Annotated in this window: 19 protein-coding genes and 4 tRNA genes; 15 read left to right on the forward strand and 8 right to left on the reverse strand. The window is 57.1% G+C overall.

Features of this window, described 5'->3' with window-relative positions:
- Positions 1-20 precede the first annotated feature (20 nt).
- Both B2590_RS00820 and B2590_RS00825 read left to right on the forward strand, forming a co-directional pair.
- A complete protein-coding gene (locus B2590_RS00820) occupies positions 21-1,388 on the forward strand; it encodes an AmpG family muropeptide MFS transporter (RefSeq protein WP_414673550.1) in 1,368 nt (455 codons plus the stop codon).
- Positions 1,385-1,696, forward strand: coding sequence for an MGMT family protein (locus tag B2590_RS00825; RefSeq protein ID WP_036210090.1), 312 nt, complete (start codon positions 1,385-1,387; stop codon positions 1,694-1,696). The genes B2590_RS00820 and B2590_RS00825 overlap by 4 nt, the downstream gene beginning before the upstream one ends.
- A 173-nt stretch (positions 1,697-1,869) precedes the next feature.
- Here the strand turns inward: B2590_RS00825 and B2590_RS00830 are convergent, their stop codons facing one another.
- Positions 1,870-2,631 carry an SDR family oxidoreductase gene (locus tag B2590_RS00830; RefSeq protein ID WP_036210092.1) on the reverse strand — a complete coding sequence of 254 codons (762 nt, stop codon included), beginning with the start codon at positions 2,629-2,631 and terminating at the stop codon, positions 1,870-1,872.
- A 97-nt stretch (positions 2,632-2,728) separates the two neighbouring features.
- On the opposite strand from B2590_RS00830, the gene B2590_RS00835 reads away from it, so the two are divergent.
- The 6 genes from B2590_RS00835 (at position 2,729) to gspD (ending at position 9,287) form a co-directional block, all read left to right on the forward strand.
- Positions 2,729-3,316 (forward strand): FxsA family protein, encoded by a 588-nt coding sequence (locus B2590_RS00835; protein ID WP_036210095.1) that lies wholly within the window; start codon positions 2,729-2,731, stop codon positions 3,314-3,316.
- Between the two features lie 162 nt (positions 3,317-3,478).
- On the forward strand, positions 3,479-3,766 hold the full coding sequence (gene groES / locus B2590_RS00840; RefSeq protein WP_007155569.1) for a co-chaperone GroES: 288 nt from the start codon (positions 3,479-3,481) through the stop codon (positions 3,764-3,766).
- Between the two features lie 65 nt (positions 3,767-3,831).
- Positions 3,832-5,484 carry a chaperonin GroEL gene (groL, locus tag B2590_RS00845; protein WP_036210097.1) on the forward strand — a complete coding sequence of 551 codons (1,653 nt, stop codon included), beginning with the start codon at positions 3,832-3,834 and terminating at the stop codon, positions 5,482-5,484.
- Between the two features lie 166 nt (positions 5,485-5,650).
- A complete protein-coding gene (gspN, locus tag B2590_RS00850; RefSeq protein WP_075196452.1) occupies positions 5,651-6,445 on the forward strand; it encodes a type II secretion system protein N in 795 nt (264 codons plus the stop codon).
- A 5-nt stretch (positions 6,446-6,450) separates the two neighbouring features.
- Entirely contained in the window at positions 6,451-7,302 is an 852-nt protein-coding gene (locus B2590_RS00855) for a type II secretion system protein N (RefSeq protein WP_036210102.1), read from the forward strand.
- A 32-nt stretch (positions 7,303-7,334) separates the two neighbouring features.
- Complete coding sequence (gene gspD, locus B2590_RS00860) at positions 7,335-9,287, forward strand: type II secretion system secretin GspD (protein ID WP_041332465.1); 1,953 nt, start codon at positions 7,335-7,337, stop codon at positions 9,285-9,287.
- An 18-nt stretch (positions 9,288-9,305) separates the two neighbouring features.
- Here gspD and B2590_RS00865 read toward each other — a convergent pair whose 3' ends face one another.
- The 6 genes from B2590_RS00865 to purE form a co-directional block, all read right to left on the reverse strand.
- On the reverse strand, positions 9,306-11,282 hold the full coding sequence (locus tag B2590_RS00865; RefSeq protein WP_286810708.1) for a M48 family metallopeptidase: 1,977 nt from the start codon (positions 11,280-11,282) through the stop codon (positions 9,306-9,308).
- Positions 11,283-11,293: 11 nt separating this feature from the next.
- On the reverse strand, positions 11,294-11,881 hold the full coding sequence (locus B2590_RS00870; RefSeq protein ID WP_036210110.1) for a LemA family protein: 588 nt from the start codon (positions 11,879-11,881) through the stop codon (positions 11,294-11,296).
- A gap of 38 nt (positions 11,882-11,919) precedes the next feature.
- Positions 11,920-13,980: a putative bifunctional diguanylate cyclase/phosphodiesterase gene (locus B2590_RS00875; protein WP_126812155.1), complete on the reverse strand. Its 2,061-nt coding sequence runs from the start codon at positions 13,978-13,980 to the stop codon at positions 11,920-11,922.
- A gap of 259 nt (positions 13,981-14,239) precedes the next feature.
- Positions 14,240-14,818: a superoxide dismutase [Fe] gene (gene sodB, locus B2590_RS00880; protein ID WP_036210113.1), complete on the reverse strand. Its 579-nt coding sequence runs from the start codon at positions 14,816-14,818 to the stop codon at positions 14,240-14,242.
- A 98-nt stretch (positions 14,819-14,916) separates the two neighbouring features.
- A complete protein-coding gene (locus B2590_RS00885; protein ID WP_126812157.1) occupies positions 14,917-16,032 on the reverse strand; it encodes a 5-(carboxyamino)imidazole ribonucleotide synthase in 1,116 nt (371 codons plus the stop codon).
- 181 nt (positions 16,033-16,213) lie between these two features.
- Positions 16,214-16,705: a 5-(carboxyamino)imidazole ribonucleotide mutase gene (purE, locus tag B2590_RS00890; protein WP_036210119.1), complete on the reverse strand. Its 492-nt coding sequence runs from the start codon at positions 16,703-16,705 to the stop codon at positions 16,214-16,216.
- A gap of 179 nt (positions 16,706-16,884) precedes the next feature.
- Here purE and B2590_RS00895 point away from each other — a divergent pair, with 179 nt between their 5' ends.
- The 5 genes from B2590_RS00895 to B2590_RS00915 all read left to right on the forward strand — a co-directional run bounded on the left by B2590_RS00895 (position 16,885) and on the right by B2590_RS00915 (position 19,703).
- Positions 16,885-17,844, forward strand: coding sequence for a hypothetical protein (locus tag B2590_RS00895; RefSeq protein ID WP_041332468.1), 960 nt, complete (start codon positions 16,885-16,887; stop codon positions 17,842-17,844).
- Between the two features lie 157 nt (positions 17,845-18,001).
- Positions 18,002-18,880 carry a DUF2846 domain-containing protein gene (locus tag B2590_RS00900; protein ID WP_041332469.1) on the forward strand — a complete coding sequence of 293 codons (879 nt, stop codon included), beginning with the start codon at positions 18,002-18,004 and terminating at the stop codon, positions 18,878-18,880.
- Positions 18,881-19,386: 506 nt separating this feature from the next.
- Positions 19,387-19,462: transfer RNA gene (locus B2590_RS00905), tRNA-Val, on the forward strand.
- Between the two features lie 69 nt (positions 19,463-19,531).
- Positions 19,532-19,608: transfer RNA gene (locus B2590_RS00910), tRNA-Asp, on the forward strand.
- Positions 19,609-19,627: 19 nt separating this feature from the next.
- Positions 19,628-19,703 (forward strand) — tRNA-Val (locus B2590_RS00915).
- Positions 19,704-19,714: 11 nt separating this feature from the next.
- Here the strand turns inward: B2590_RS00915 and B2590_RS00920 are convergent.
- The gene (locus B2590_RS00920) at positions 19,715-21,121 is read right to left on the reverse strand and encodes a 3-oxoacyl-ACP reductase (RefSeq protein WP_041332471.1); all 1,407 of its coding nucleotides are present in this window, start codon (positions 21,119-21,121) and stop codon (positions 19,715-19,717) included.
- A gap of 166 nt (positions 21,122-21,287) precedes the next feature.
- Here B2590_RS00920 and B2590_RS00925 point away from each other — a divergent pair, with 166 nt between their 5' ends.
- Both B2590_RS00925 and B2590_RS00930 read left to right on the forward strand, forming a co-directional pair.
- Positions 21,288-22,625: an acetyl-CoA C-acetyltransferase gene (locus B2590_RS00925; protein WP_075196447.1), complete on the forward strand. Its 1,338-nt coding sequence runs from the start codon at positions 21,288-21,290 to the stop codon at positions 22,623-22,625.
- A gap of 101 nt (positions 22,626-22,726) precedes the next feature.
- A tRNA-Met gene (locus B2590_RS00930) sits at positions 22,727-22,803 on the forward strand.
- Positions 22,804-22,859: the final 56 nt, after the last annotated feature.

Below are 22,859 nucleotides of genomic sequence, written 5' to 3' on the forward strand. Positions count from 1 at the left end.
CCATTTTATCCGGCAACACCCTGGCGTTACTTAAGGAAACCCTCCACACCTACACACGTTGGCAGGTCATTGCGCTCCTGTTTCTGGGGTTTTCGGCCGGCCTGCCGTTCCTGCTGGTGTTCTCCACCCTGAACGCAAGGCTGGCGGATGTCGGGGTGGAAACGGCCACCATCGGTTTTTTCAGTTGGCTGGGCATAACCTATTCCATCAAGGTGTTCTGGGCGCCGGTAGTGGACCGGTTGAAACTGCCGATTCTCGACAGGCTGCTGGGCAAGCGCCGGAGTTGGATATTATTGGCTCAGGCGGGCATCGCAACGGGCCTGTACCTCATGGCCCACGTGGACGCCACCGTGGCACCGGAGATGATGGCGTTCTGCGGTTTGCTGGTGGCTTTCTCGTCCGCCACCCAGGACGTGGCGATTGATGCCTACCGGATCGAAGTGGCGGAAGAGCGGTTGCAGGCGGCACTGGCGGCCACCTATATCTTCGGCTACCGGCTGGCTTTGCTGGTCGCGGGGGCCGGGGCCTTGTATCTTGCGGAGTTCTGGTCCTGGCAGGTGTCTTACGAAGTGATGGCGCTGCTTGTTGGCGTAGGCATGGTGACGGTACTCATCGTGCGGGAACCCAGGGTCAATCACTACGCCGCCGCCCAGGACATCGCCGACAAAATTGAGCACGAGGCGAGTAAGCGTACCCACCTCAACCCCCGCCTGGCGCGATTTATCGGATGGTTCTACGCTGCCATCGCCGGGCCCTTCCTGGACTTCTTCCGTCGCTACAAGGAACTCGCCATCCTGATCCTGGTGATGGTCGCTGTGTATCGCATCTCCGACATCGCCATGGGGGTTATGGCAAACCCCTTCTATCTGGATTTCATGGGCTTCTCGAAAACCCAGGTGGCCGACGTCACCAAAATCTTCGGCTTCTTCATGACCATCGCCGGCTCTCTGGTGGGTGGTGTACTCGTAGTACGGTACGGCGTACGTCGCATCCTGCTGGCCGGCGCCATCATGACCGCAGCCACCAACCTGCTTTTCGTCGTTCTGGCACAATACCCGCCCAACATTGTCACCCTTGCACTGGTGGTCAGTGCCGACAATCTCAGTGGCGGCATCGCCAATGTGGCATTGATAGCCTGGCTGTCCAGCATGACCAGCGCGGCCTTCACCGCTACCCAGTACGCCCTGTTCAGCTCCCTGATGACACTGCCCGGAAAATTCATCGGCGGCTTCTCCGGCATCGTCGTGGCCGGATTCGGTTACGCAGAATTCTTCCTGGTTGCCGGCATAATGGGCGTTCCCGCCATACTGCTGGCCATATACATGATGCGCAAAGGCGAACGCCTGGACGCCTTGGCACCGCGGAACGAAGCTGTTGAGTCGTCATGACCGAACCCACCAAAGACCAGAAAATCTGGCAGGTTGTCGCCGCTATCCCCCCTGGCTGTGTAGCCAGCTACGGCCAGATCGCAGATATGGCCGGCCTGGGCCGGCAGGCCCGGTATATCGGTAAAGCTTTGGGAAAACTCCCAGAAGGGCACGCCATTCCCTGGTATCGCGTGATCAGAAGCAATGGCCAGATCGCCTTCCCCATCGGCAGCGAGGCCTTTGAGACGCAAGCCCAGAGCTTGCGGGAGGAAGGAGTTGTCGTTGTAGATGGAAGAATATCAATGAAACAGTTCGCCTGGCGTCCTTAGTTTTTTGGGTTGATACACATCGGAGTTAGGTCGGGCAGGGGGCGGTGCCAAATTTTTCTGCCAGAAAAAGATGTCCGAGCAAAGCGAGTTCTTTTTCCAAGAAAAATCTGGCGCCACCCCCTAGCCAGCCCCCAAACCCCTCAGGCTAGGGAACAGGGGGCAAAGCTCAAACCCTAGAGCCGCAAAGCCCCATCAACCTCAATCATCCGCCCCGACATATAGTCATTCTCAAAAATAAACGCCGCCGCAGACGCAATTTCCTCCGGCTTACCCATACGCTTCAGGGGAATACCAGCGGTCATCTTCTCAAGGGCCTCCGGTTTCATCGAAGCCGTCATCTCAGTCTCGATAAAGCCAGGCGCAATCCCCATGCACCGAATGCCATAACGGGCAAGCTCCTTGGCCCACACCGGCACCAACGCCGAAACCCCCGCCTTGGCGGCAGAATAATTGCTCTGGCCCATATTCCCGGCACGGGAAATCGACGCAATGTTGATAATCGCACCCTGATCGCCATTCTTGATCATCTGCGTAGACGCCTCACGGCCGCACAGGAAAACCCCCGTCAGATTCACATCAATCACCGACTGCCACTGCGACAGCTCCATGCGCTTCTCAACCTGGCCGTCCTTAACCTTCACCATCAGCCCATCCCGAAGGATGCCAGCGTTGTTAATCAACCCGTTAAGCTGACCAAAATCCGCCACGATAGCCTCAAATGTCTTCTCGACATCGTCTTCCTTGGCGACATTGCAGATATAGGTTCTGGCATCGCCACCCGCTTTCTTACAGGCGGCTGCAGCCTCTTCCAGCTTCTCCGGCATCAGATCAATCAGCGCCAGACGAGCCCCTTTGGCTGCCAGATACTCAGCCATGGCTCGGCCCAAACCCTGGCCGCCGCCAGTAATTGCGATCACGGAATCTTGAAGTTTCATGTTTTGCCCTAAGGTTAAGCATTAGCGGAAGCGGCGAGTATATCAGAGGTTTTTACGGTCGCAGCAACCAGACCAACGCTCATCCACGGAGGCTCCCTTGGGCATTTTTCTGTTTTTATTCATTGTCATGCCCATCGTCGAAATGACGATATTGATCAAAGTTGGCACCATGATTGGCGCCCTGAATACCATTGGCCTTGTCCTCTTGACGGCCATCATTGGTGCCGCGCTGCTGAGGCAGCAAGGGCTCGCCACCTTGTTGAAAGCCAATCAGAGGCTCAATAGTGGTGAGTTGCCAGCGAAGGAAGTGGCGGAAGGCCTGATTCTGGCCGTGGGCGGCGCCCTGCTGCTGACGCCAGGATTCGTCACCGACACCATTGGCTTCCTTTGCCTGATTCCGGGCACCCGCCACTGGTTCGCCGCCCAGGCCCTGAAGCGAATGGTGGTGGCCGGCCAGTCCGGCGGTTTCACATTTACCGCAGGCCAGCAGGGGCCTTTCCAGGGGCAGGGGCCCTTTGGTGGCCGCGAAGGGCCGTTCGGGCGTCAAAATCCTTTCGACAGGAACGATGACATTATTGAAGGGGAATACCGCGACGAAACCGAGCGCGACTACGATCGCCTGAACCGGAATACCGAAGGCCGAGAGGATAGTGATCACGGCGATGGCGGTCCGAAAAAAAACTGAAAAATTTTTCAGGGGAAGTGTTGAAAACGCATCGGCCACCCCCACATAGGTCTCACAAGTTCGCTGCGGGCTAATAACCGCTGTAAAACAGTTGGTTAAAAGCCCCGGCTTTTAACGCAACCATCATTGCCAAACCTAACCTGACATTGGAGATATCGAGCAATGAAAATTCGTCCGCTACACGATCGTGTTGTCGTGCGCCGTAAGGAAGAAGAAGAGAAAACAGCTGGTGGCATCGTACTGCCGGGTAATGCCAAAGAGAAGCCGTCCCAGGGTGAAGTTATCGCCGTAGGAAATGGCCGTATCCTCGACAATGGCGAAACCCGTGCGCTGGCGGTAAAGGTGGGTGACACCGTGGTCTTTGGCCAGTATGCCGGTAACACCGTAAAGGTTGACGGCGAAGACCTGCTCATCATGAGCGAAAACGACATTTTCGGCGTTCTCGAGTAAGCGCTCGGTTACGCAGCAATCCGATTGAACGATTGAATTGGGTTTAACGAACAGGAATAGATGACATGGCAGCAAAAGACGTTAGATTCGGTGACAGCGCCCGTAAACGCATGGTTCAGGGTGTCAACATCCTGGCGGACGCAGTTAAGGTAACCTTGGGCCCGAAAGGCCGCAACGTTGTTCTGGACAAGTCCTTCGGCGCACCAACCGTCACCAAGGACGGCGTATCCGTCGCCAAGGAAATCGAGCTGAAAGACAAGTTCGAGAACATGGGTGCCCAGATGGTCAAGGAAGTTGCTTCCCAGGCCAATGATACCGCCGGTGACGGCACCACCACGGCGACCGTTCTGGCACAGGCCATTGTTCGTGAGGGCATCAAGGCCGTTACTGCCGGCATGAACCCGATGGACCTCAAACGTGGCATCGACAAGGCGACAATCGCAGCAGTACAGGCCATCCGTGACCTGTCCAAGCCCTGTGACGACAGCCGCAACATTGCCCAGGTAGGCACGATCTCCGCCAACGGCGACGAGACCATCGGCCAGCTTATCGCAGACGCGATGGAGAAAGTGGGTAAGGAAGGCGTTATCACCGTTGAGGAAGGCCGTGGCCTGGAAGACGAGCTGGACGTAGTGGAAGGCATGCAGTTTGACCGTGGCTTCCTGTCTCCGTACTTCATCAACAACCAGGAAAACATGTCCACCGAACTGGATGACCCGTACATCCTGCTGGTTGACAAGAAGATCTCCAACATCCGTGAGCTTCTGCCCGTTCTGGAATCTGTGGCCAAGGCTGGTAAGCCTTTGCAGATTATTGCTGAAGACATCGAAGGTGAAGCGTTGGCGACCCTGGTCGTGAACAATATGCGCGGCATTGTGAAAGTAAATGCTGTAAAAGCACCCGGCTTCGGTGACCGCCGCAAGGAAATGCTGCAGGACATCGCTATTCTGACTGGCGGCACTGTTATTTCCGAAGAAGTCGGCCTGTCTCTGGAAAACACCACCATTGATGACCTGGGTACTGCCAAGCGCGTCAACGTCACCAAGGAAAACACCACCATTATTGGCGGTGCTGGTGCTCAGGGTGATATCGAAGCCCGCGTTGAGCAGATCCGTAAGCAGATTGAAGACAGCTCTTCCGACTACGACAAGGAAAAGCTCCAGGAGCGCGTGGCCAAGCTGGCTGGCGGTGTAGCCGTCATCAAGGTTGGCGCCGGTTCTGAAGTGGAAATGAAAGAGAAGAAGGCCCGCGTTGAAGACGCTCTGCACTCCACCCGCGCTGCGGTTGAAGAGGGCATTGTGCCGGGCGGCGGTGTCACCCTGATTCGCGCCATCGCGGCCCTGGACAAGGTTGATGCCATCAACGAAGAGCAGAAGGCGGGCGTTAACATCCTGCGCCGTGCCATGGAAGCTCCACTGCGCCAGATCGTGACCAACGCCGGTGGTGAAGCCTCCGTTGTTGTGAACAAGATCATGGAAGGTGAAGGTGCCTATGGCTATAACGCCTCTACCGAAGCGTTCGGTGACATGCTGGAAATGGGTATCCTTGACCCGGCCAAAGTGACCCGTTCCGCGCTGCAGGCAGCTGCTTCCGTGGCTTCCCTGATCATCACCACTGAGGCGATGATTGCGGACGAGCCGGAAGAAGAAGGCGCTGGCGGCGGTATGCCGGACATGGGTGGCATGGGCGGAATGGGAGGCATGGGCGGCATGATGTAATGCCGACCGGACCCGGACCAATTCTCAATTTCTGAGGAATGGCCCCATAAACCCGGAAAACCCCGCATTGGTTCACACCGATGCGGGGTTTTTTGTTTTTTTGTCATGAACTTGCGAAATGGCTTTGCTAGACTCGGCAACCGGCCATTTATCTTTGTGACACTGTATGAGCGAAACCCCAGCAAAAGCCTTTCTCAGACCCGGCAAAGTGTTCCTGCTGACCTTGGCCGGTGTGCTGGTTTATCTGGTGGCGCTGGTGGTTCTCGTACCGGCCGGATGGCTTTGGCATCAGGCGTCTGCCTATGTTGCGCTTCCGCCGGAAGTCCAGGTCAGTCAGGTGTCTGGCAGGGTCTGGTCAGGCGCTGCCGGCGTGGTGGTCGCCGGTTATCCTGTGAGGCTTGAGTGGCGGCTGGGCATGCCGTCCGTTTCTGGATTATCGTTACCCGTCGATTTTTCAGTGTCGTCGTCACAGTCTTCCGTGGATGGCAATGTTAGTCTCGGGTGGCAGGGGGCAGGCACCCTCAACGCCAGTGGCCATCTGGCAGTCGCTGAATTTGAGGACCTGATCCGACGCAGCGGTGGAGCAGTCATCGAAGGTGACGTCACCATTGATCGATTGGTGTTGTCGTGGCAGGACAACCGCGTGACCCAGGCCGACGGCGTTGGCCGCTGGGCAGGAGGCCAGGTTACCTGGCCCATGGGGAATAATATTGGCCAGGCAGATTTCCCGCCCATGCTGGCGACGATGGACAGTACGGCCGATGGCGTTGCGCTGGTCATCTCGGAGCAGGGCGGCGATGGCCCCGCGGCGGATGCCGAGATTCGCTGGAACGGTATGATGGAGTTGCGAGTCTATAAACGCATGATCGACCTGGCCGACCAACCCTGGCCAGATTCTGCTAACCCCAGTGATGTCGTCTTCAGGGTCAAGCAGCCCTTGATTCCAGGAGGTGCTCTGTGACAGCAATGGCGGCTGTTATCGGTAGCCGGCGACTGCCCCGGCTGCTGGCCAATTTGTTACTGGCGGGCCTCGTGGTTTATGTTGCCCTGGTACTGGCGCAGACAACCTGGCTCATCGCCTGGGATGACCGCCCGGTGGCCATGGCACCCGCCTCTGACAGCCGCGCGAGCGCTTCAGGTGGCGGCCGATTACAGCCACTGGCGGCCCATCAGGTGTTTGGCAGGGCGGAAGAGCAAACCCGTGTCGCAGAAGTGGTTCGCCGGTCGGCACCGGAAACCAGGCTCAACCTCAGGCTTGAAGGTGTGCTGGTGGCAGAGCGCCCGGAGGACTCCGGTGCTATAGTTGCGGGAAGCAATGGAGTAACTGAGCACTATCGTGTGGGTGAGGTCTTGCCCGGTAACGCCGAACTGGCGGAAGTGGAACCAGGCCGGGTGCTGATTCGCAGGAATGGGCAATACGAAACCCTGACGTTTGAAGAACAGCTTTCCACTGGCCTGGTTGAGGGCGTGGAAGAAGATTTGGCGGAACCGGCGTCTTCGCCGGAGCAGTTCCTGAGTGAGGCACGGGAACAGCTTGATTCCCAGGGAGTTGCGGCGCTTGCACCATACGGGCTTAGCCCGACCGGGGAGGGAGGTACGTCCGGTTATGTGTACGATGGTTCCAATGCCATGCTCAATGCTGTCAACCTCAGGGCCGGTGACGTCATCACTGCCGTCAATGGCCAGCGGCTGGGGGATCTTGAGCAGGATATGATGCTTTTTGAGAATTGGCGGTCTGAGCCGCAATTGGAAATAGAAATTGAACGGGACGGATCCATTCTGACCGTGAGCTATGCCATACCTGAACAGTGGCGATGAACGGATTTAACGATACAGGACAATAACGCCAGATGCTTAACCACAGATCCAAATTATTCCGGGCCTTTGTTCTGGCCCTGCTGATGCCCCTGATGTCTGTTGCTTACGGGCAGGAAACGGAGACCTGGCGACTGAACCTCAAGGACGCCGACATTCGCGCCTTTGTGACCCAGGTGGCCGATATCACCGGCTACAGCTTTGTTGTGGATCCACGGGTAAAGGGAAAGGTGACCGTCCTGTCCAGCGCCCCCATGAACAAGGACGAGATTTACGACCTGTTCCTGGCCGTGTTGCAGGTGCATGGCTTCACCGCCATTCCCGGCGAGGAAGTGATCAAGGTGGTTCAGCAGGTGGACGCCAAACAATCCGCTGAGTCGCTGGAGCGGTTTACGGAGGTGCCCTCAGAGCAGCTGATTACCCGTGTTATTCAGATCGATAACGCCAATGCCCTCGAACTGGTGCCCATCCTGCGCCCGCTCGTGGCCAAGTATGGCCACCTGGCGGGGGTGGCGGCCGCCAACGCCCTGATCGTCAGCGACCACTCTTCCAATATCCAGCGCATCGAACAGATTGTGAGAGAGCTCGACAGTCCGTCCAAATACGAGGTGGAGGTGATCCAGCTCGAAGAGGCCTGGGTGGGCGATATGGTCGAGTTGCTGCAGGAACTGGCTCCGGCGGAATTGGGCCAGGGTGGTGGCGATAACGCTGCCCGCAAGTACAGCGTAACGGCCGATGAGCGCAGCAACCGGCTTATTCTCAGGGGTGATGAAACCTTCCGTGACAAGATGAGGGAGCTGATCAGGAAGCTGGACCAGCCCTCAGCCACCGGCGGTACGACCAAGGTCATTCGCCTGAGCCACGCGGACGCGGAGAATCTTACTGAGATTCTCAAGGGCGTGATGGGTGAGGTGGCCAAGGAATCTTCCGGGGGGGCTGGTGGTGCTGGCGGCAGTGCCGGAAGCGGACGTAACACCAACTTTTCCGTTTTCGCCGACGAGGGGCTGAACGCGCTTGTGGTACGCGGTGAACCGTCGATGATGCAGGAAGCTGAAATGATCGTTAAGGCCCTGGATGTTCGCCGTGCCCAGGTAATGATTGAGGCGGCCATCGTCGAAATCAGCGACGAGCTGGGGCAGGATCTGGGCGTCCAGTTGGCACTGGGTGATGAATCCGGCGAGTCCACGCCAATAGCCGGCACCAACTTCAACAACGTCGGCCGAAGCCTGGGCGACGTATTGGGTGCGATCCTTTCTGATTCGGTGATTGCACCGGCCACCGGCGGTATTACCATTGGCGCAGGCCAGCGGAATGAAAACGGCGTTTCCTGGGGCGTGCTGCTGCAGGCCCTGTCGACCTCGGCGGCGGCAAATCTGCTGTCTACTCCCAGTATCATTACCCTGGATAACCAGGAATCCGAAATCATCGTTGGCCAGAACGTACCTTTCCGTACCGGTCAGTCCACTGTCACAGGTGACGGTACAACCAACCCATTTACCACGATTGAGCGTCGCGATATCGGTCTCACCCTGAAGGTGACACCCACTATCAGCGCCGATGGTCTTGTACGGTTGGTGGTGGAGCAGACCACCGAGAATATTGGTGACAGCGTGGAGTCCGCCTCCGATATCATTACCAACAAGCGTGAAATCAAGACCACGGTCCTGGCAGATGATGGCGAAACCATCGTTCTGGGTGGTTTGACGACCGATGATTTGCAGGTGAATAAGAGCAAGGTTCCCCTGCTGGGCGATATCCCGGTGTTGGGGCGTCTGTTTTCCTCCGAATCCGAGCGCCGGGTGAAACGCAACCTGCTGGTGTTCCTGCGCCCGACGATCATGCTTGGCAAGGCCGATGCTGTGGCCGCCACGGATGAGAAGTTCCAGAGCCTGTGGGAGATCAACCTCGGTGTGCGCAAGAAGCTGGGCCTGCCAGACCCGGAAAGACCGCCAACGAAAGACTCGCTGTTCCGGCCTCAGCCTGACTGATCGGCCAAGGGGCTGATCTCAGGCTGCCAGTGGCGGCATCGGGCAGTCCAGTTGATCCGCCACCAGGCGGATCAACTCATATTCCGTGGTCTTGATCTCTCCATCCGCAAGCACGCAATGGCCGCAAGCGTCGAGAATTGCCGGTTTTAGCAGCGGCGACAGGGTGTTCAGCACCAAAAGCGCATCCCGCAGATGCTTGATCGACACCGTCTCCAGAAGTTCCGGCTCCTTAGGTCCGTCGGTAAAACCTGCCATCGCCTCAGTGAACAGTCCCTGGCTGTCGATGCCCTGACGAGCACCCGCCCGGGCCATCAGGCTGAACAGCACTTGCAACTGGTCGGTTACTGTCCGGTAGCTGCGATGGCGTACCGGAACCGGGCGGGCCGAGTCTCCCGCCAGGTGGCGGCGAAGAAAGGTATGCATGGCCAGTTCGTAGAGGCTCAGACGGTTGTCTGCCCTGATCAACACCTCCGTACACGACATTAACTGGTTGCGCTCATCCGGATCGAGCTTTCTCAGGGCCGGCATGGCCAGTTCCAGCGCCGGGAATCGTACTGCCTCGCCCAGTGAGGTAAGGGCGGGCAGCAGTTTGTTCAACAGGTCGGCGTTGGGCGCAAAGAGGGCGTTGGTGGTGACCAGCGCCAGCCGTTTCTGTTGCGATGACTCAGGAAGCTGGTAGATCAGTAGCGCATAGCACAGCTGAATGGCGCCGGCCCGGGTGTAAAGCAGGTTGCGAAATGTTGATGGCAGTCGGTTGAGAAGGTCCACGGCATAGTCTTCGCTGCGTTTGTTGACGGTGCCTACCGTTGTTGAGATATCTGCCGATGGCCGGGTATTCAGGGGCGATGTGGAGGCGCGAGGGCTGGCTGCGCTGAAGCCGGAAACCGCTCCATGGGCCGTATCTGCACTGGTTTCGGAGGTTTGGTGCGAGCCCATGGATCGAAGGGCACTTCCCGGTTCGCTGTCTCTAAGCCTGCTGCGAAGGCGGGCAAACATACCCGGCTGGATGGCTTCGATACGCTCCTGAACCGGAGGGTGGGACGCCAGCAATGCTGCAAATTTCATGCGTGCGCTTTCGCCAAAACACATGTGGTTCATGTCACTGGCATGGCTGGTGGTGTCCAGATAGCCCCCTTTGAGGCCAATCTTGAACAGCGCGCCGGCAATGCCTTCGGGGTTACGGGTGAATTGTACCGAGGAGGCATCCGCCAGCATTTCCCGTTGCCGTGATACCGCGGACTGAATCAGTCTTCCGAAGAATACGCCCACATAGCCGATTACCAGCAGCGCCAAACCTACCAGCCCGAAAACAGCCTGGCCCCGACGGTCACGGGATGAGTGGCTGGATACATGGGAGCGGTGGAAGGATGCCCTGAGCAGGAAGGCACCGATCTGTCCGATCATCAGGATGCCGGCCAGGATGGCGATCAAACGGACGTTCAGACGCATATCGCCGTTGAGAACATGGCTGAACTCGTGGCCAACGACGCCCTGGAGCTCATCACGGGTGAGTTGTGTCAGGGCCCCATGGGTCACCACCATGACCGCCTCGCCGGGCGTATAGCCGGCCACAAAGGCGTTGATGCCGGTTTCATGATCCATCACGTAAAGATCGGGCACACTGATGCCGCTGGCGATGGACATTTCTTCCACGATATTGCGAAGCCTACGCTCGTCGGTGTCCCTGGTGGCGGGGTCAATCGCACGGGCGCCGACCATTTTTGCAACACGCTCGCCACCGCCCGACAGGTCCGCCCAGCGGATCAGAGAGCCAATACCGATCAGGGCAACGACCGCTATCGCTGTATACAGCCCATGGCGGCTCAGTAGCCAGTCGGCAAACGCCAGCCCGGTGTATTCGCTGCGGGTTACCAGATAACCCACCAGACAAACCAGGAGCGTGATGATCACGACCGCGGCCAGAAACAGAGCCACCAGCAAGCCCGTGTTGCGACGGGCGCTGGCCTGGCGCTGGAAAAAACCGGGATGTGCCATGGCAACGGGCCTCAGAAGGCGACTTTCGGCGCCTGACGGGCCTCAGGAGATTCCAGCTCCAGCTGGGAGGAAGGTTTGAAAGCGAACAGTCCGGCCACGATGTTGTTGGGGAACTGTTCACGGAAGATGTTGTAGCCCATGACGCCATCGTTGTAGGCCTGGCGGGCAAAGGAAACCCGGTTCTCTGTGCTGGAAAGCTCTTCCATCAACTGCTGGATGGTTTCGTTGGCTTTAAGCTCTGGGTAGTTTTCCGCCACGGCGTAAAAGTTGGCGAGCGCTTTGGAGAGCATGTTCTCGGCGCTTCCCAGGCGCTGGATTTTGGCTCCATCTGCTGGGTCGCCCGCAGCGTCCTTCTGAGCGCTGACCGCATTATTCCGGGCTTCCATCACTTCGGTAAGGGTGTTGCGCTCGTGGGAAAGGTAGGCCTTGGCCGATTCCACCAGGTTGGGAATCAGGTCGTGGCGGCGCTGGAGTTGAACATCAATCTGGGCAAATCCGTTCTTGAACTGGTTTCTTAGGGATACCAGGCGGTTGTAGATAAACACGATGTAGACAACAACAACTGCAATAACAATCAGGCCGATCAGTGTGGTTCCCATGGGCGGCTCCTTGCGTTCCTGGTGGGGTGACTCAGTGGTCAGACATTATTTTCGACAATTTTGTTGTGAAAGCCAGCAACAAATACCTCGAAATCGTGGGGTTTGAGCGGCTTGCTGAAGTAGTAGCCCTGGGCCAGTTTGCAGCCACGCTGCGCGAGGTAGTATTCCTGTTCCGCGGTCTCAACGCCTTCAGCCACTACCGTCAGATTCAGACTCTTGCCAAGGTCGATGATGGTGTTGGCAATGCGGGTGTCTTCCTCGTTGACAAGCAGGTCATGAATGAACTGCTTGTCGATTTTCAGATGCTGGACCGGCATGCGCTTGAGGTAGGTCAGGGAAGAGTAACCGGTACCGAAATCATCCACCGCTATGCTGATGCCCGCTTTATGCAGGCGTTTCAGCTTCTTCACGGCGTCTTCCAGATTGGTCATGAAACTGGTTTCGGTCACTTCCAGTTCAAGACGTCCGGCGGGGATGTTGTGGCGTTTCAGGGTATCCAGAATCTCGTCCACGATGTGGTTCTGACGTAATTGTACCGCTGAAAGGTTGATCGCAATGCGCAGGGGCATGCCGTCGCTGGCCCAGCGCGCCGCCTGCCAGCAGGCCTGATCCAGAACCCACTGGCCGATTTCCACGATACTGCCGTTCATCTCGGCCACCGGTATGAAGTGATCCGGTGGCACAAGGCCCTTCTCTGGATGTTCCCAGCGAATCAGCGCTTCCGCCCCGATAATCCGGTGGGTTTCCAGGTTGATCTGTGGTTGGTAAACCAAGTGGAACTGCTGGTTGTGGAGTGCGATGGAGAGATCTTTCTCAAGCTGTTTGCGTTCACGAATTTCCTGGTCAACGCTGGCAACGTAGAATTGGAAATAATTGTGTCCGCCTTCCTTGGCCAGGGCCATGGTTTGTTCGGCGTTTTGCAGCAACCTGTCGGCTTGACTCGCGTCTCCTGGAAACAGGGCGATGCCGAGGGTGGCGGTCATGGTGATGGTCTGCTCATCGAAGATCATCGGGCTGCTTAGAGAGGCCAGTATACGGTCGGCAGTGTCGGCGGCCTGAAATCCGTCTCTCAATCCCTTCTCCACCACAACAAATTGGTCGCTGCCCAGTCGGGCGATGGTAAAGCGCGTACCGCCGAGCTTCTGCGTAAGGCGATCGGCCACGGTTTGCAGGATCATGTCGCCGGTGCGGAAACCGCACTGCTCGTTGATGGACTTGAAGTCATCGATGCCACAACAGATCAGTGACAGGACCAAGTTGTCATCACTGGCGTCTGCAATATCGGCCTGGAGCAACTCCATGAAGGTGTCTCGGCTGGGCAGGCCGGTTAGCTGATCGTACCTTGAGAGCCGGGTAACACGATCTTCTGCTTCCCGGTGTCGGGTCTGGCTGTCACCAATCGCAACCAGGAGGTTGTTGGTGGCGTTGACCCAAAGGCCCAATTCATCTTTCTGATGGCCGTGAGGCAGGTGAATCAGATTGTCATCGGGGTGATCCGGGTTGACCTGTTTAACAGAGCGTACAATTCGTAGCAGTGGGCGCGTCAGCAGTAGATGGAAAACCACAAACAGCACCATTCCGAGAATGACGGCAATAGCGATGCCGGAGGCAAAGGTGATAGAGGCGCGCTCAAGCCAGGTTCGGGCAGCCGGACCGGTGTCGTACTTTAGCTCAAGGTAACCGTAAACATTGCCGGTGCCAGTGCCCCGGGAAAGTTCTTTGCGATAGTAACGTTCAGATTCAAAAATCGGGTCCGTAATCCGGCGGGAGGCGCTTTCCTTCAAAGGGCGGTCACGGCTGCCGAGAGGTTCGCCGTCGGGGTGGGTGATGCGTGCGACACGCATGGCTTCCTGAGCAAACAGGCCGTCGACCACCTGTTGGGCAAGGTCAGCATCGATACTGAAAACGGCCTGGGTTGATGCGTCCTTGACCAGTGCCATGGTTTGCCGCGCCTGATCATCGAGAGACTGCGATACCCGTCCGGCATCAAGGATGACCTGTACGGTGCTGACGATGACCCCGCTAATTAACGCCACGGCGAGTACCCATCGCAGCACCCGGTACCCCAGGCGATGTTCTACCTCATAAGAATTTTGCATGGAGGCCTGTTTGATTCGTTCCAACTGAATGAGACCCGGTATCGCTCACCTGGGGCAAAGGGGCTCTCGGCTGACATATTCTTTTTCAAGTATGGTTCAGTTTTCACCTACTGTACCCAGTATCGGCAATTCTTCCAGATAATTCAGGCTACGGGTGTATCAATTTGTAAGATCGTTTGTATCACAGATACGAAAACGCCCGCGAATGCGCGGGCGTTTTTGCGTGCAGGTTGTGACCTGCAAGGTATCCGAAGCGCAGTTATGCCAAGTTTTCGTTGACGAAATCCCAGTTAACCAGTTTCCAGAACGCTTCCAGATAATTCGGACGGGAATTGCGATAGTCGATGTAGTACGCGTGTTCCCAGACGTCGACCGTCAGTACCGGCTTGTCGGCGGTTGTCAGCGGCGTTTCGGCATTGCTGGTATTAACAATGGCAACGCTGCCGTCGGCCTTCTTCACCAGCCAGGTCCAGCCTGAACCAAAGTTGTTGGCGGCCTTGTCGTTAAATTCTTTCTTGAAGTCTTCGAAAGAACCAAAGGCTTTTTCGATCGCGTCCTTGGCCGCTCCCGTAGGCTCACCACCACCGTTCGGGCTCAGGCAATGCCAGTAAAAGGTGTGGTTCCAGACCTGGGCAGCGTTGTTGAACAGTGGGCCGCTGGCGCTCTTGATAATGTCTTCGAGCGATTTGTTGGCGTTGTCGGTGCCTTCGACCAGACCGTTGAGCTTGGTTACGTAAGTGTTGTGGTGCTTGCCGTAATGGTACTCAAGAGTCTCCTGAGAGATGTGTGGTTCCAGTGCGTTCTTTTCATAGGGCAGTGCGGGAAGTTCAAATGCCATGAGGTCGTTCTCCCTGATTCTCTCTGTTTATGTGTATGTAAGCCATTATTAAATATAGGGGCGCTTTGAGTTATATCAACCCCTTGTGTGCACCCTGCCTACTGCTCAGACAGGGTGCTCTTAAACTCTGGACAACCGGGTAAAAACTGGGCGCAGTTCTTTACCCGCCAGACCAATTCTTCGTAGCTGTCCGCCAGAACGGTCACATGGCCAAGTTTCCGGCCCGGGCGCTCGCCTTTATTGTAGAGGTGTACATGAGCGTAAGGCAGTTCAAGGATTCGTTCAATGTCGCCATGCTCGGCAATAATGTTGATCATGCAGCTGACACCGCGAGCGTCGGTGCTTCCCAAGGGGTGGCCGCTCACGGCGCGGATGTGGTTCTCGAACTGGCTGGTCATGGCACCCTCGATGGTCCAGTGCCCAGAGTTGTGGACCCGCGGTGCCATTTCGTTGGCGACCAGACCTTCGGCGGTTTCAAAGAGTTCAAGCGTTAGTACGCCGACGTAATTCAGTTCGTTCAGCAGCGCCTTGATGTAACGTTCTGCGTCTTCCTGGACATGTTTTTCCAGCTTTGGTGCCGGAGCAATGGAATAACGCAGGATGCCTTCGTGATGAGCGTTTTCCGCCATCGGATAGAAGGCCAGTTCGCCATCCTCGGCACGCACGGCAATAATGGAGACTTCGCGGCGAAACTCGACGAATTTCTCGACGATCAGACGCGGATGACCAATGGATTTCCAGGCCTCTGCTGCGTCTTCCGGTGAACGAAGAACTGCCTGTCCCTTGCCGTCATAACCTTCGGTGTTGGATTTGGCAACCACCGGGCAACCGAGTTCTTCGGCAGCGGCCTGCAATGACTCTGCGCTGTCTGCAATTCTCCATTCTGGTGTGGGAATGCCAAGCTCGCCAAAGAGCGTCTTTTCAGCTTCTCGATTCTGGCAAACCTGCAGCGCTCGGGGGCAGGGGTGAACCGGCTTTTCTTTGGCAATTCGCTCTGCTACGTCCACCGGCAAGTGTTCGAACTCATAGGTGACCCGATCTACCCGGGAAATGAGGTCGTCCAGGTATTGACCGTCTCGATCAATAATCACTTCACCCAGCCCGGCACTGGGATTACCTGACATATCATAGAAAACAAACGTCTTGGCCAACGGGTAGCCAGCCAGAGCCAACATCCGGCCAAGCTGACCGGCCCCTAAAACACCAATTCTCATTCGTTGTCTCCTGCCTTTAATTAGTAGGCATCTGCATTAGTTCGGGGAGTGGGTGGGGGATGCTTTCCAAAACTGTGCGGAGCCATGGATGGCGGAGCCCAAGCGCCACATGGATGTGCCGCAAGGAGCGTGTTTTGGAAAGCATCCCCCACCCGCTCGTACACCAAAGTCCGATGCCTGATTATTGATCGCTGGGATCAGGATTATCCAGGATTGTCTGTGTCTGTGTAGCGCGAAACTCATCGACCGCTATACGGACATCGTCCTTGAATGTACCGATAATCTGAGCCGCCAGCAGGCCAGCGTTAGTGGCACCGGCTTTACCAATTGCCAGGGTGCCAACCGCAATGCCGCCGGGCATTTGTACGATGGACAGCAGCGAATCAAGACCGTTGAGTGCTTTGGACTGGACGGGAACACCAAGGACTGGCAGTGACGTTTGTGACGCGACCATGCCAGGCAGGTGAGCAGCACCGCCCGCGCCGGCAATGATCACCTTCAGGCCCCGATCAGAGGCAGTCTTGGCATAATCAAACAGCAAATCCGGCGTACGGTGGGCAGAGACAACCTTCGTCTCGTAAGGCACGCCCAGCTTGTCCAGCATCTCGGCGGCGTGTTCCATGGTGGGCCAGTCAGACTTCGAGCCCATGATGAGTCCTACAAGCGGCTGCATATGCAACAGTCCTGATATGTGAGAAAGCCGGACATTGTATGTAAGGCCCCGTGGCCATGCAAACAGTCGATGGCCAAGGAGCGCATACTGTCAGCTCTCCTGGCCGTCATTTTGCTGAGTCGCAAGGTACGGGTATTATCGTGCTTTATTAACGTTACCGTCCATATACCGGAGCTGTTATGGAACCAATCCGTCCAGATGATGATGAAGTACGTACCGGCGTGCCCGGCAATAAAGTGGAAGAGCGCAAAAAACGCCAAGCACCCGTGCCAGAGTCGGCCGGTAATGGCGGCCCGGGCAAACCTGCTGGAAAACGCCGGAAAACATCTGGCGGTGGTGGTTCGGGCCGCAGTGCAGTGTTGTTGATCGCGCTGTTGATTGTTGCCGGAGCGGCGGGCGCTGGCTGGTATCAGCAAGAGCAGCGTATACAGGCACTGGAAGGTCAGCTGGAAGAAGCGGATTACTGGGCGCGCCAAAGCAAACTGGCGCTGGCCCGGTTTGAGGGGGAACTTTCCGAGACCGGCGAGAACCTGCAGGAGAAAGGGCAATCCATTGAAGACACGCTGGCGTCCCACAAGGAACGCCTCAATACGGCTGACAGCGAGATCGCCAAGCTGTGGGGGGTTGCTAATGACCGCAACCGCAAGCGGCTCGACGACCACCAGGCCAAGTTGGAATCCTTGAGGTCAGATGTGGATAGCGGCAACAGCCAGCGGGAAGCTTTGTCTGCCTCGGTCAAGGAGCTGGAGGCAACGGTGTCCTCCAGGCTGGACAAGGTTCAATCGGACTTTGAGCGGCAGCTTACCGCCGTTCGCGAAACTGGCCAGGAGAATGCCTCACAATTGACGAAGCTGGATGAATCCCTGGCCGGAGTGGACAAGCTGGTGGAGCGCCAGCTGTTGCGTTTCGAGCGAGAGCAAAACCTCACCATTGATGGCCTGGAAAGCCGTATTGCGGCGTTGGAAAAGGCCACCAATAACCTGTCCAGCGGCAGCCAGCTGGATGCCGTTCGCAAAGATCTGGCGGGGCTGAGGGAAACCGTGTCTTCGATTGACTCTTCGCGGGCGCAATTAACCTCAAGGCTGGTTCGCCTGTCGGAAGAGGTCAATGATCTGCGCTCGCGGATGTCCGGCCAATAGAAGGCGGCTGCGAACGGGTAAGCAGGCACAGCAGGGCAGGCAGGGCCTGCTGTGCTTTGTAACAGTTTGTATTCATCCCTTGCGGTAGCTCTCAGTTCCGCGAGATTGCAGTTGTTATGATCGGGACAACTCGCGAAAGGATGAAGAGTGCACAACAATGACAACCCGATTTCTTTTTCCCGGTTTCCCCCGGCCACTGGCGGCCGTATTTGTGGCTTTGCTGTTGGTTTCTGGTGCCGGCTGCACGGTGTACCAGTCCATCGGTAAAAGCGTTGGCTCGTTTTTGCACCCGGTATCCGGGCACGATTTCGTTCATATCGGCAATGATGAGTGGGATCGCAGCAATGCGGTTCTCTATTTCTACCGCACCCATTCCCAGTGGGCTGCGGACGAGATCGAGGCGCCAAGCGTTTACATAGACGACCACCACTATTTCAATATTCGAAACGACAGTTTTACCTGGCTTGAAGTTGCCCCTGGCGAGCGGCATATCGCCATCCGCCGGCCACTGCTGGGGCTTGAGGGGCTCAATTCGTTCAGCCTGAGCCTGATTGCAGACGCCACGCTCAAGGTCGAACCCGGGAGGGTGTATTACCTGCGTTACAATGAGTTGCAAGAGCCGGAGAGCAGCCATCCTGAACTCGCCGAAGACCACCCCCTGAGGTCTGGCGACTTGCAGCTCGTGACCCGTGATTACGCTATGCAGGCCAAAGAAATTGTCTCCACGCGTTTTCTGAATAGTGATTTGCTTGCCCCTAATCACGCTGCGACCTCCATTGTTGAGGTGAATGAGGACGCAGACTACGAGCGCAATCTGGTTCTTCTGGAAGAGGAGCGAGCGGCTGAGATCGAGCGCCTGAGAGAGCAGGGGAAGTATGACGAAACGCCTTGGTACTGGCCCTTTGGCGGTGGCCCTACCGTGCCTCTTGAAAGCGATCGTCGATTGCGGGAACTGGAGCGGGAGTATGCGGCGTTGGAACAGGAGCGGGAGCGTCGGGAAGAGGCAGAATCTGGTGGCGGTTGGTGGATATTCTAACGTCGCCGATCTGGTGTACTGCGAATTGTTGTTTCCGGTTTCGGTTACTAGACTGTGAGGTGTCCGTATTCAGAGGGTTGCCGGATCATGTCGCTGAGAGATTCATTACAACTAACGTTTCGCCGGCTTTCCGGAGAATTGCTTCCCGAGGCACTGGAAAACGCAGGCCACCGGATAGCTAGCCTCAGAAAACGTCTTGATCATCTCAATTGCTCGCTGGCGGATCGGGCATTGCCCGCGGATCGAAAGTCGCGTGTGAACGAGCTGTCACTTGATCACAAGGCGAGGAAGGCAGGACAGAAAGCCACTCGGTTGAAGTCTGTGAAGGCGGCAAAGAAAACCGGGAGTGATAAACAGGCTTGATTGAAAATTGTACATTTTTTAACGAGTTGCAGGTTTTTTGAGAAAAACTCCGGAAAAAATTTGACACCGCCAGACAAATGCTTAAAATGCGCGTCTCACTTGGTTGAGACAGCAACGCTGACTCGCCAGTGTGCTGTAAAAGTGGGCGGTTAGCTCAGCTGGGAGAGCATCGCCCTTACAAGGCGAGGGTCACTGGTTCGATCCCAGTACCGCCCACCACTTTTCAGCATCGCCGGGCCACCCCGCCCGGTTTCAGGTCCCTAAGGCCGATCAGGCCGGGATTGATGCGGAGCGGTAGTTCAGCTGGTTAGAATACCGGCCTGTCACGCCGGGGGTCGCGGGTTCGAGTCCCGTCCGCTCCGCCATTTTTTGTTTCCAGATCCCGGGTGGTTAGCTCAGCTGGGAGAGCATCGCCCTTACAAGGCGAGGGTCACTGGTTCGATCCCAGTACCACCCACCATTTTCCCCTTGTTATTTCCCAATCAACGATTGCCCGCAAACCCGAACAACGTTCCCGTTCACGCCGTTTGATGCAGGATTGCAGTACCACGCAATAGCCTCGGCCACGTCGACTGGCAAACCGCCCTGAGACAAGCTGTTCATGCGCCGGCCGGCCTCGCGAATGGTAATCGGCATAGCGGCCGTCATCTGGGTTTCGATGAACCCGGGCGCTATCGCGTTGATGGTCACGCCGTTTTTCACCTGTTTTGCCATCGCCTCTACATAGCCGATCACGCCGCACTTGGCGGTGGAGTAATTGGTCTGGCCAAAGTTGCCAGCAATGCCGCTGATGGAGGAAATGCAGACAATGCGTCCGTTTTCACTCAGCAGCTCCTGGTGCATCAGCTCTTCGTCGATCAGTTCCTCGGCGGTCAGGTTCACGGCAATGGTCATATCCCAGAAGTGCTCGGGCATGTTGCCCAGGGTTTTGTCACGGGTGATGCCGGCGTTGTGGATGACCAGATCAATGCCTTCGAAATGTTCCTTCACAAAGTCTGCAATCTGTTTTGGCGCTTTCTCATCCGTAATATCACACGCCATCGCCTTACCCTTGATGGGGGCCATAACTTTCTGCAGGTCCTCAAGGGCCGGTGGGATATCCAGGCCAATGACCGTGGCGCCATCCCGCGACAGGGTTTCGGCAATAGACGCGCCAATGCCGCGGGACGCACCGGTTACCAGTGCAATCTTTCCGGCCAGCGGCGCGACAGGGTTGCTGGCGTGAGCGGTCGCTCCCTTACTGATGCGGGTTACCTGGCCAGAGACATAGGCCGATCGGGGCGATAAAAAGAACCGGATGCTGGACTCCAGTTGCTGTTCGGCCCCGGGGGCCATCCACAGTAGGTTCGCGGTAGCTCCTTTCTTGCCGACTTCCTTGCCGACACTGCGCACGAAGCCTTCCAGTGCCTGATGGGCAGCGGCCTTGGCGGGTTGGCGACAGGTGCTTGGGTCCTGGCCTATCACCAGCACTCGACCGTTGCCCGCCAGCTTGCGGATGGTGGGGTGAAAGAAATCGTAAACCGCTTTCAGATCGGTGGTGTCTTTCATACCCGTGGCATCAAACACCAGGGCGGAGAATTTGCGATCAATTTCCGCGTTCAGGGGCAAGGCTTCGGCCTTGTTGCCGCTTTTGGCAGAATCGTTCAGAGTATCCATGGCGCTGGCATGAAAGAGTTTTGCGGCGCTGGCGCCCAGCACCTTTCCAATCGTCGAGATAGCTTTGCTGCTGTTGGCAGCGCCGATCAGCACGTCGCCCTCAATAAACGGCTGGTCCGCGCGCTTCCAGCGTTTCAGGGGAACCGGGGCGGGCAGCCCCAGGGACTGGGCGGCGGTCTTGCCAAACGGAGTATTGACGAACTTGAGATAGCGATCAGACATGGCATTTTCCTTTTGCGAAACGAATATCGGCGTACAGGTTAAAGAATCCGGCCGCTTTTGAATTGACTCAATGCCCTGTTACGGTTGTCAGGGATGCCAATGAGCCGGGCCCGGTTGGCGCTAGACTGCAACGCAACGGATACACTCGTTTAAACAGGACATCATCATGGCACAGGCACCGAAAAGCACCCAAAAGAAAACGTCGACGGCAAAGAAGACCACGGCCGCTAAAAGCGATATCCGCCGGGTTGCCATTATTGGTGGCAACCGGGTTCCTTTTGCCCGCTCCAACACCGCGTATAGCAAGGTCAGCAACCAGGAGTTGCTGACGAGTGCGCTGCGAGGACTGGTTGATCGCTTCGGGCTGGAGGGGCAGCGCCTTGGAGAGGTCGTTGCTGGCGCGGTTATCAAACACTCCAGGGATTTTAACCTGACCCGGGAATCCGCGCTGAGTAGTGGCCTGGCGCCGGAAACACCCGCCTACGATATCCAGCAGGCCTGCGGTACGGGCCTCGAAGCGGCCATTCTGGTGGCCAACAAGATTGCGTTAGGGCAGATCGAGTGCGGCATCGCTGGCGGCACTGATACCACCTCGGATGCGCCGATTGGGGTAGGCGAGGGTCTGCGTGAAATTCTTCTGGATCTGAATCGGGCCAAGACAGCCGGAGAACGCCTGAAAGTGCTCAGTCGTTTTCGTCCGAGCCATCTGAAACCGGAAATTCCGCAAAACGGCGAACCCAGAACGGGGTTGTCCATGGGGGGGCACTGTCAGATTACCGCCCGCGAGTGGTCCATCCCCCGCGACGAGCAGGACAAGCTGGCCTATGAGAGCCATCAGAAACTGGCATCCGCGTATGATGAAGGTTTTTTCAAGGATCTGATGACCCCACTGGCAGGCCTGGAGAAAGACAACATTCTGCGCCCGGACACGACCCTTGAAAAGCTGGCGACGCTCAAGCCCGTATTTGATCGTGAGAACGGCACCATGACCGCCGCCAACAGCACTGCGCTGACGGATGGTGCCTCCTGTGTGCTGCTGGCCAGTGAAGAGTGGGCAAAAGCCAACAACATGGAGATCAAGGCGTACCTGACGTTCTCCGAGGTGGCTGCAGTGGACTTCGTCGACAAGAAGGAGGGCCTGCTGATGGCACCTGCTTACGCCGTGCCACGCATGCTTGAAAAAGCCGGGCTGACGCTGCAGGATTTCGACTTCTACGAAATCCATGAAGCGTTCGCCGCCCAGGTGCTCTCCACCCTGAAGGCCTGGGAAGACCCTGCGTTCTGCAAGGACCGGTTGGGTCTGGAAAAGCCGCTGGGGAGCATTGATCGAAACAAACTGAACGTCAAGGGCAGCAGTCTGGCCACCGGCCATCCCTTCGCGGCGACCGGTGGGCGTATTGTGGCCACTCTGGCGAAGCTGCTGGAAGAGAAGGGCAGTGGCCGTGGCCTGATCTCCATCTGCGCCGCAGGGGGGCAGGGGGTGACGGCCATACTTGAGCGGTAAGTTGGCGAAAAAATTCATTTTTCCCTTTGACAGACGCATCAACGCCCCGTACTATGCGCACCTCGTTGATCGGGGCCTTACCCGGTTAACCAGCAGTTTGATGCGGGGTGGAGCAGTCTGGTAGCTCGTCGGGCTCATAACCCGAAGGTCGTAGGTTCGAATCCTGCCCCCGCTACCATCTCAATAAGGGCCGGTCTTTGACCGGCCCTTATTCGTTGTGCGCCAGGCATGGCG

The sequence above is a fragment of the Marinobacter sp. UBA3604 genome, assembly GCF_002375325.1.
Lineage (GTDB): Bacteria > Pseudomonadota > Gammaproteobacteria > Pseudomonadales > Oleiphilaceae > Marinobacter > Marinobacter salarius.

What these genes read in the sequence shown, in the direction of transcription:
- gspN (WP_075196452.1), top strand. Translation starts at nt 5,651, where the DNA reads ATGAGCGAAACCCCAGCAAAAGCCTTTCTCAGACCCGGCAAAGTGTTC.
- groES (WP_007155569.1), top strand. Translation starts at nt 3,479, where the DNA reads ATGAAAATTCGTCCGCTACACGATCGTGTTGTCGTGCGCCGTAAGGAA.
- B2590_RS00830 (WP_036210092.1), bottom strand. Translation starts at nt 2,631, where the DNA reads ATGAAACTTCAAGATTCCGTGATCGCAATTACTGGCGGCGGCCAGGGT.
- B2590_RS00865 (WP_286810708.1), bottom strand. Translation starts at nt 11,282, where the DNA reads ATGGCACATCCCGGTTTTTTCCAGCGCCAGGCCAGCGCCCGTCGCAAC.
- B2590_RS00870 (WP_036210110.1), bottom strand. Translation starts at nt 11,881, where the DNA reads ATGGGAACCACACTGATCGGCCTGATTGTTATTGCAGTTGTTGTTGTC.
- B2590_RS00900 (WP_041332469.1), top strand. Translation starts at nt 18,002, where the DNA reads ATGACAACCCGATTTCTTTTTCCCGGTTTCCCCCGGCCACTGGCGGCC.
- groL (WP_036210097.1), top strand. Translation starts at nt 3,832, where the DNA reads ATGGCAGCAAAAGACGTTAGATTCGGTGACAGCGCCCGTAAACGCATG.
- purE (WP_036210119.1), bottom strand. Translation starts at nt 16,705, where the DNA reads ATGCAGCCGCTTGTAGGACTCATCATGGGCTCGAAGTCTGACTGGCCC.
- gspD (WP_041332465.1), top strand. Translation starts at nt 7,335, where the DNA reads ATGCTTAACCACAGATCCAAATTATTCCGGGCCTTTGTTCTGGCCCTG.
- B2590_RS00855 (WP_036210102.1), top strand. Translation starts at nt 6,451, where the DNA reads ATGGCGGCTGTTATCGGTAGCCGGCGACTGCCCCGGCTGCTGGCCAAT.
- sodB (WP_036210113.1), bottom strand. Translation starts at nt 14,818, where the DNA reads ATGGCATTTGAACTTCCCGCACTGCCCTATGAAAAGAACGCACTGGAA.
- B2590_RS00895 (WP_041332468.1), top strand. Translation starts at nt 16,885, where the DNA reads ATGGAACCAATCCGTCCAGATGATGATGAAGTACGTACCGGCGTGCCC.
- B2590_RS00875 (WP_126812155.1), bottom strand. Translation starts at nt 13,980, where the DNA reads ATGCAAAATTCTTATGAGGTAGAACATCGCCTGGGGTACCGGGTGCTG.
- B2590_RS00925 (WP_075196447.1), top strand. Translation starts at nt 21,288, where the DNA reads ATGGCACAGGCACCGAAAAGCACCCAAAAGAAAACGTCGACGGCAAAG.
- B2590_RS00825 (WP_036210090.1), top strand. Translation starts at nt 1,385, where the DNA reads ATGACCGAACCCACCAAAGACCAGAAAATCTGGCAGGTTGTCGCCGCT.
- B2590_RS00885 (WP_126812157.1), bottom strand. Translation starts at nt 16,032, where the DNA reads ATGAGAATTGGTGTTTTAGGGGCCGGTCAGCTTGGCCGGATGTTGGCT.
- B2590_RS00920 (WP_041332471.1), bottom strand. Translation starts at nt 21,121, where the DNA reads ATGTCTGATCGCTATCTCAAGTTCGTCAATACTCCGTTTGGCAAGACC.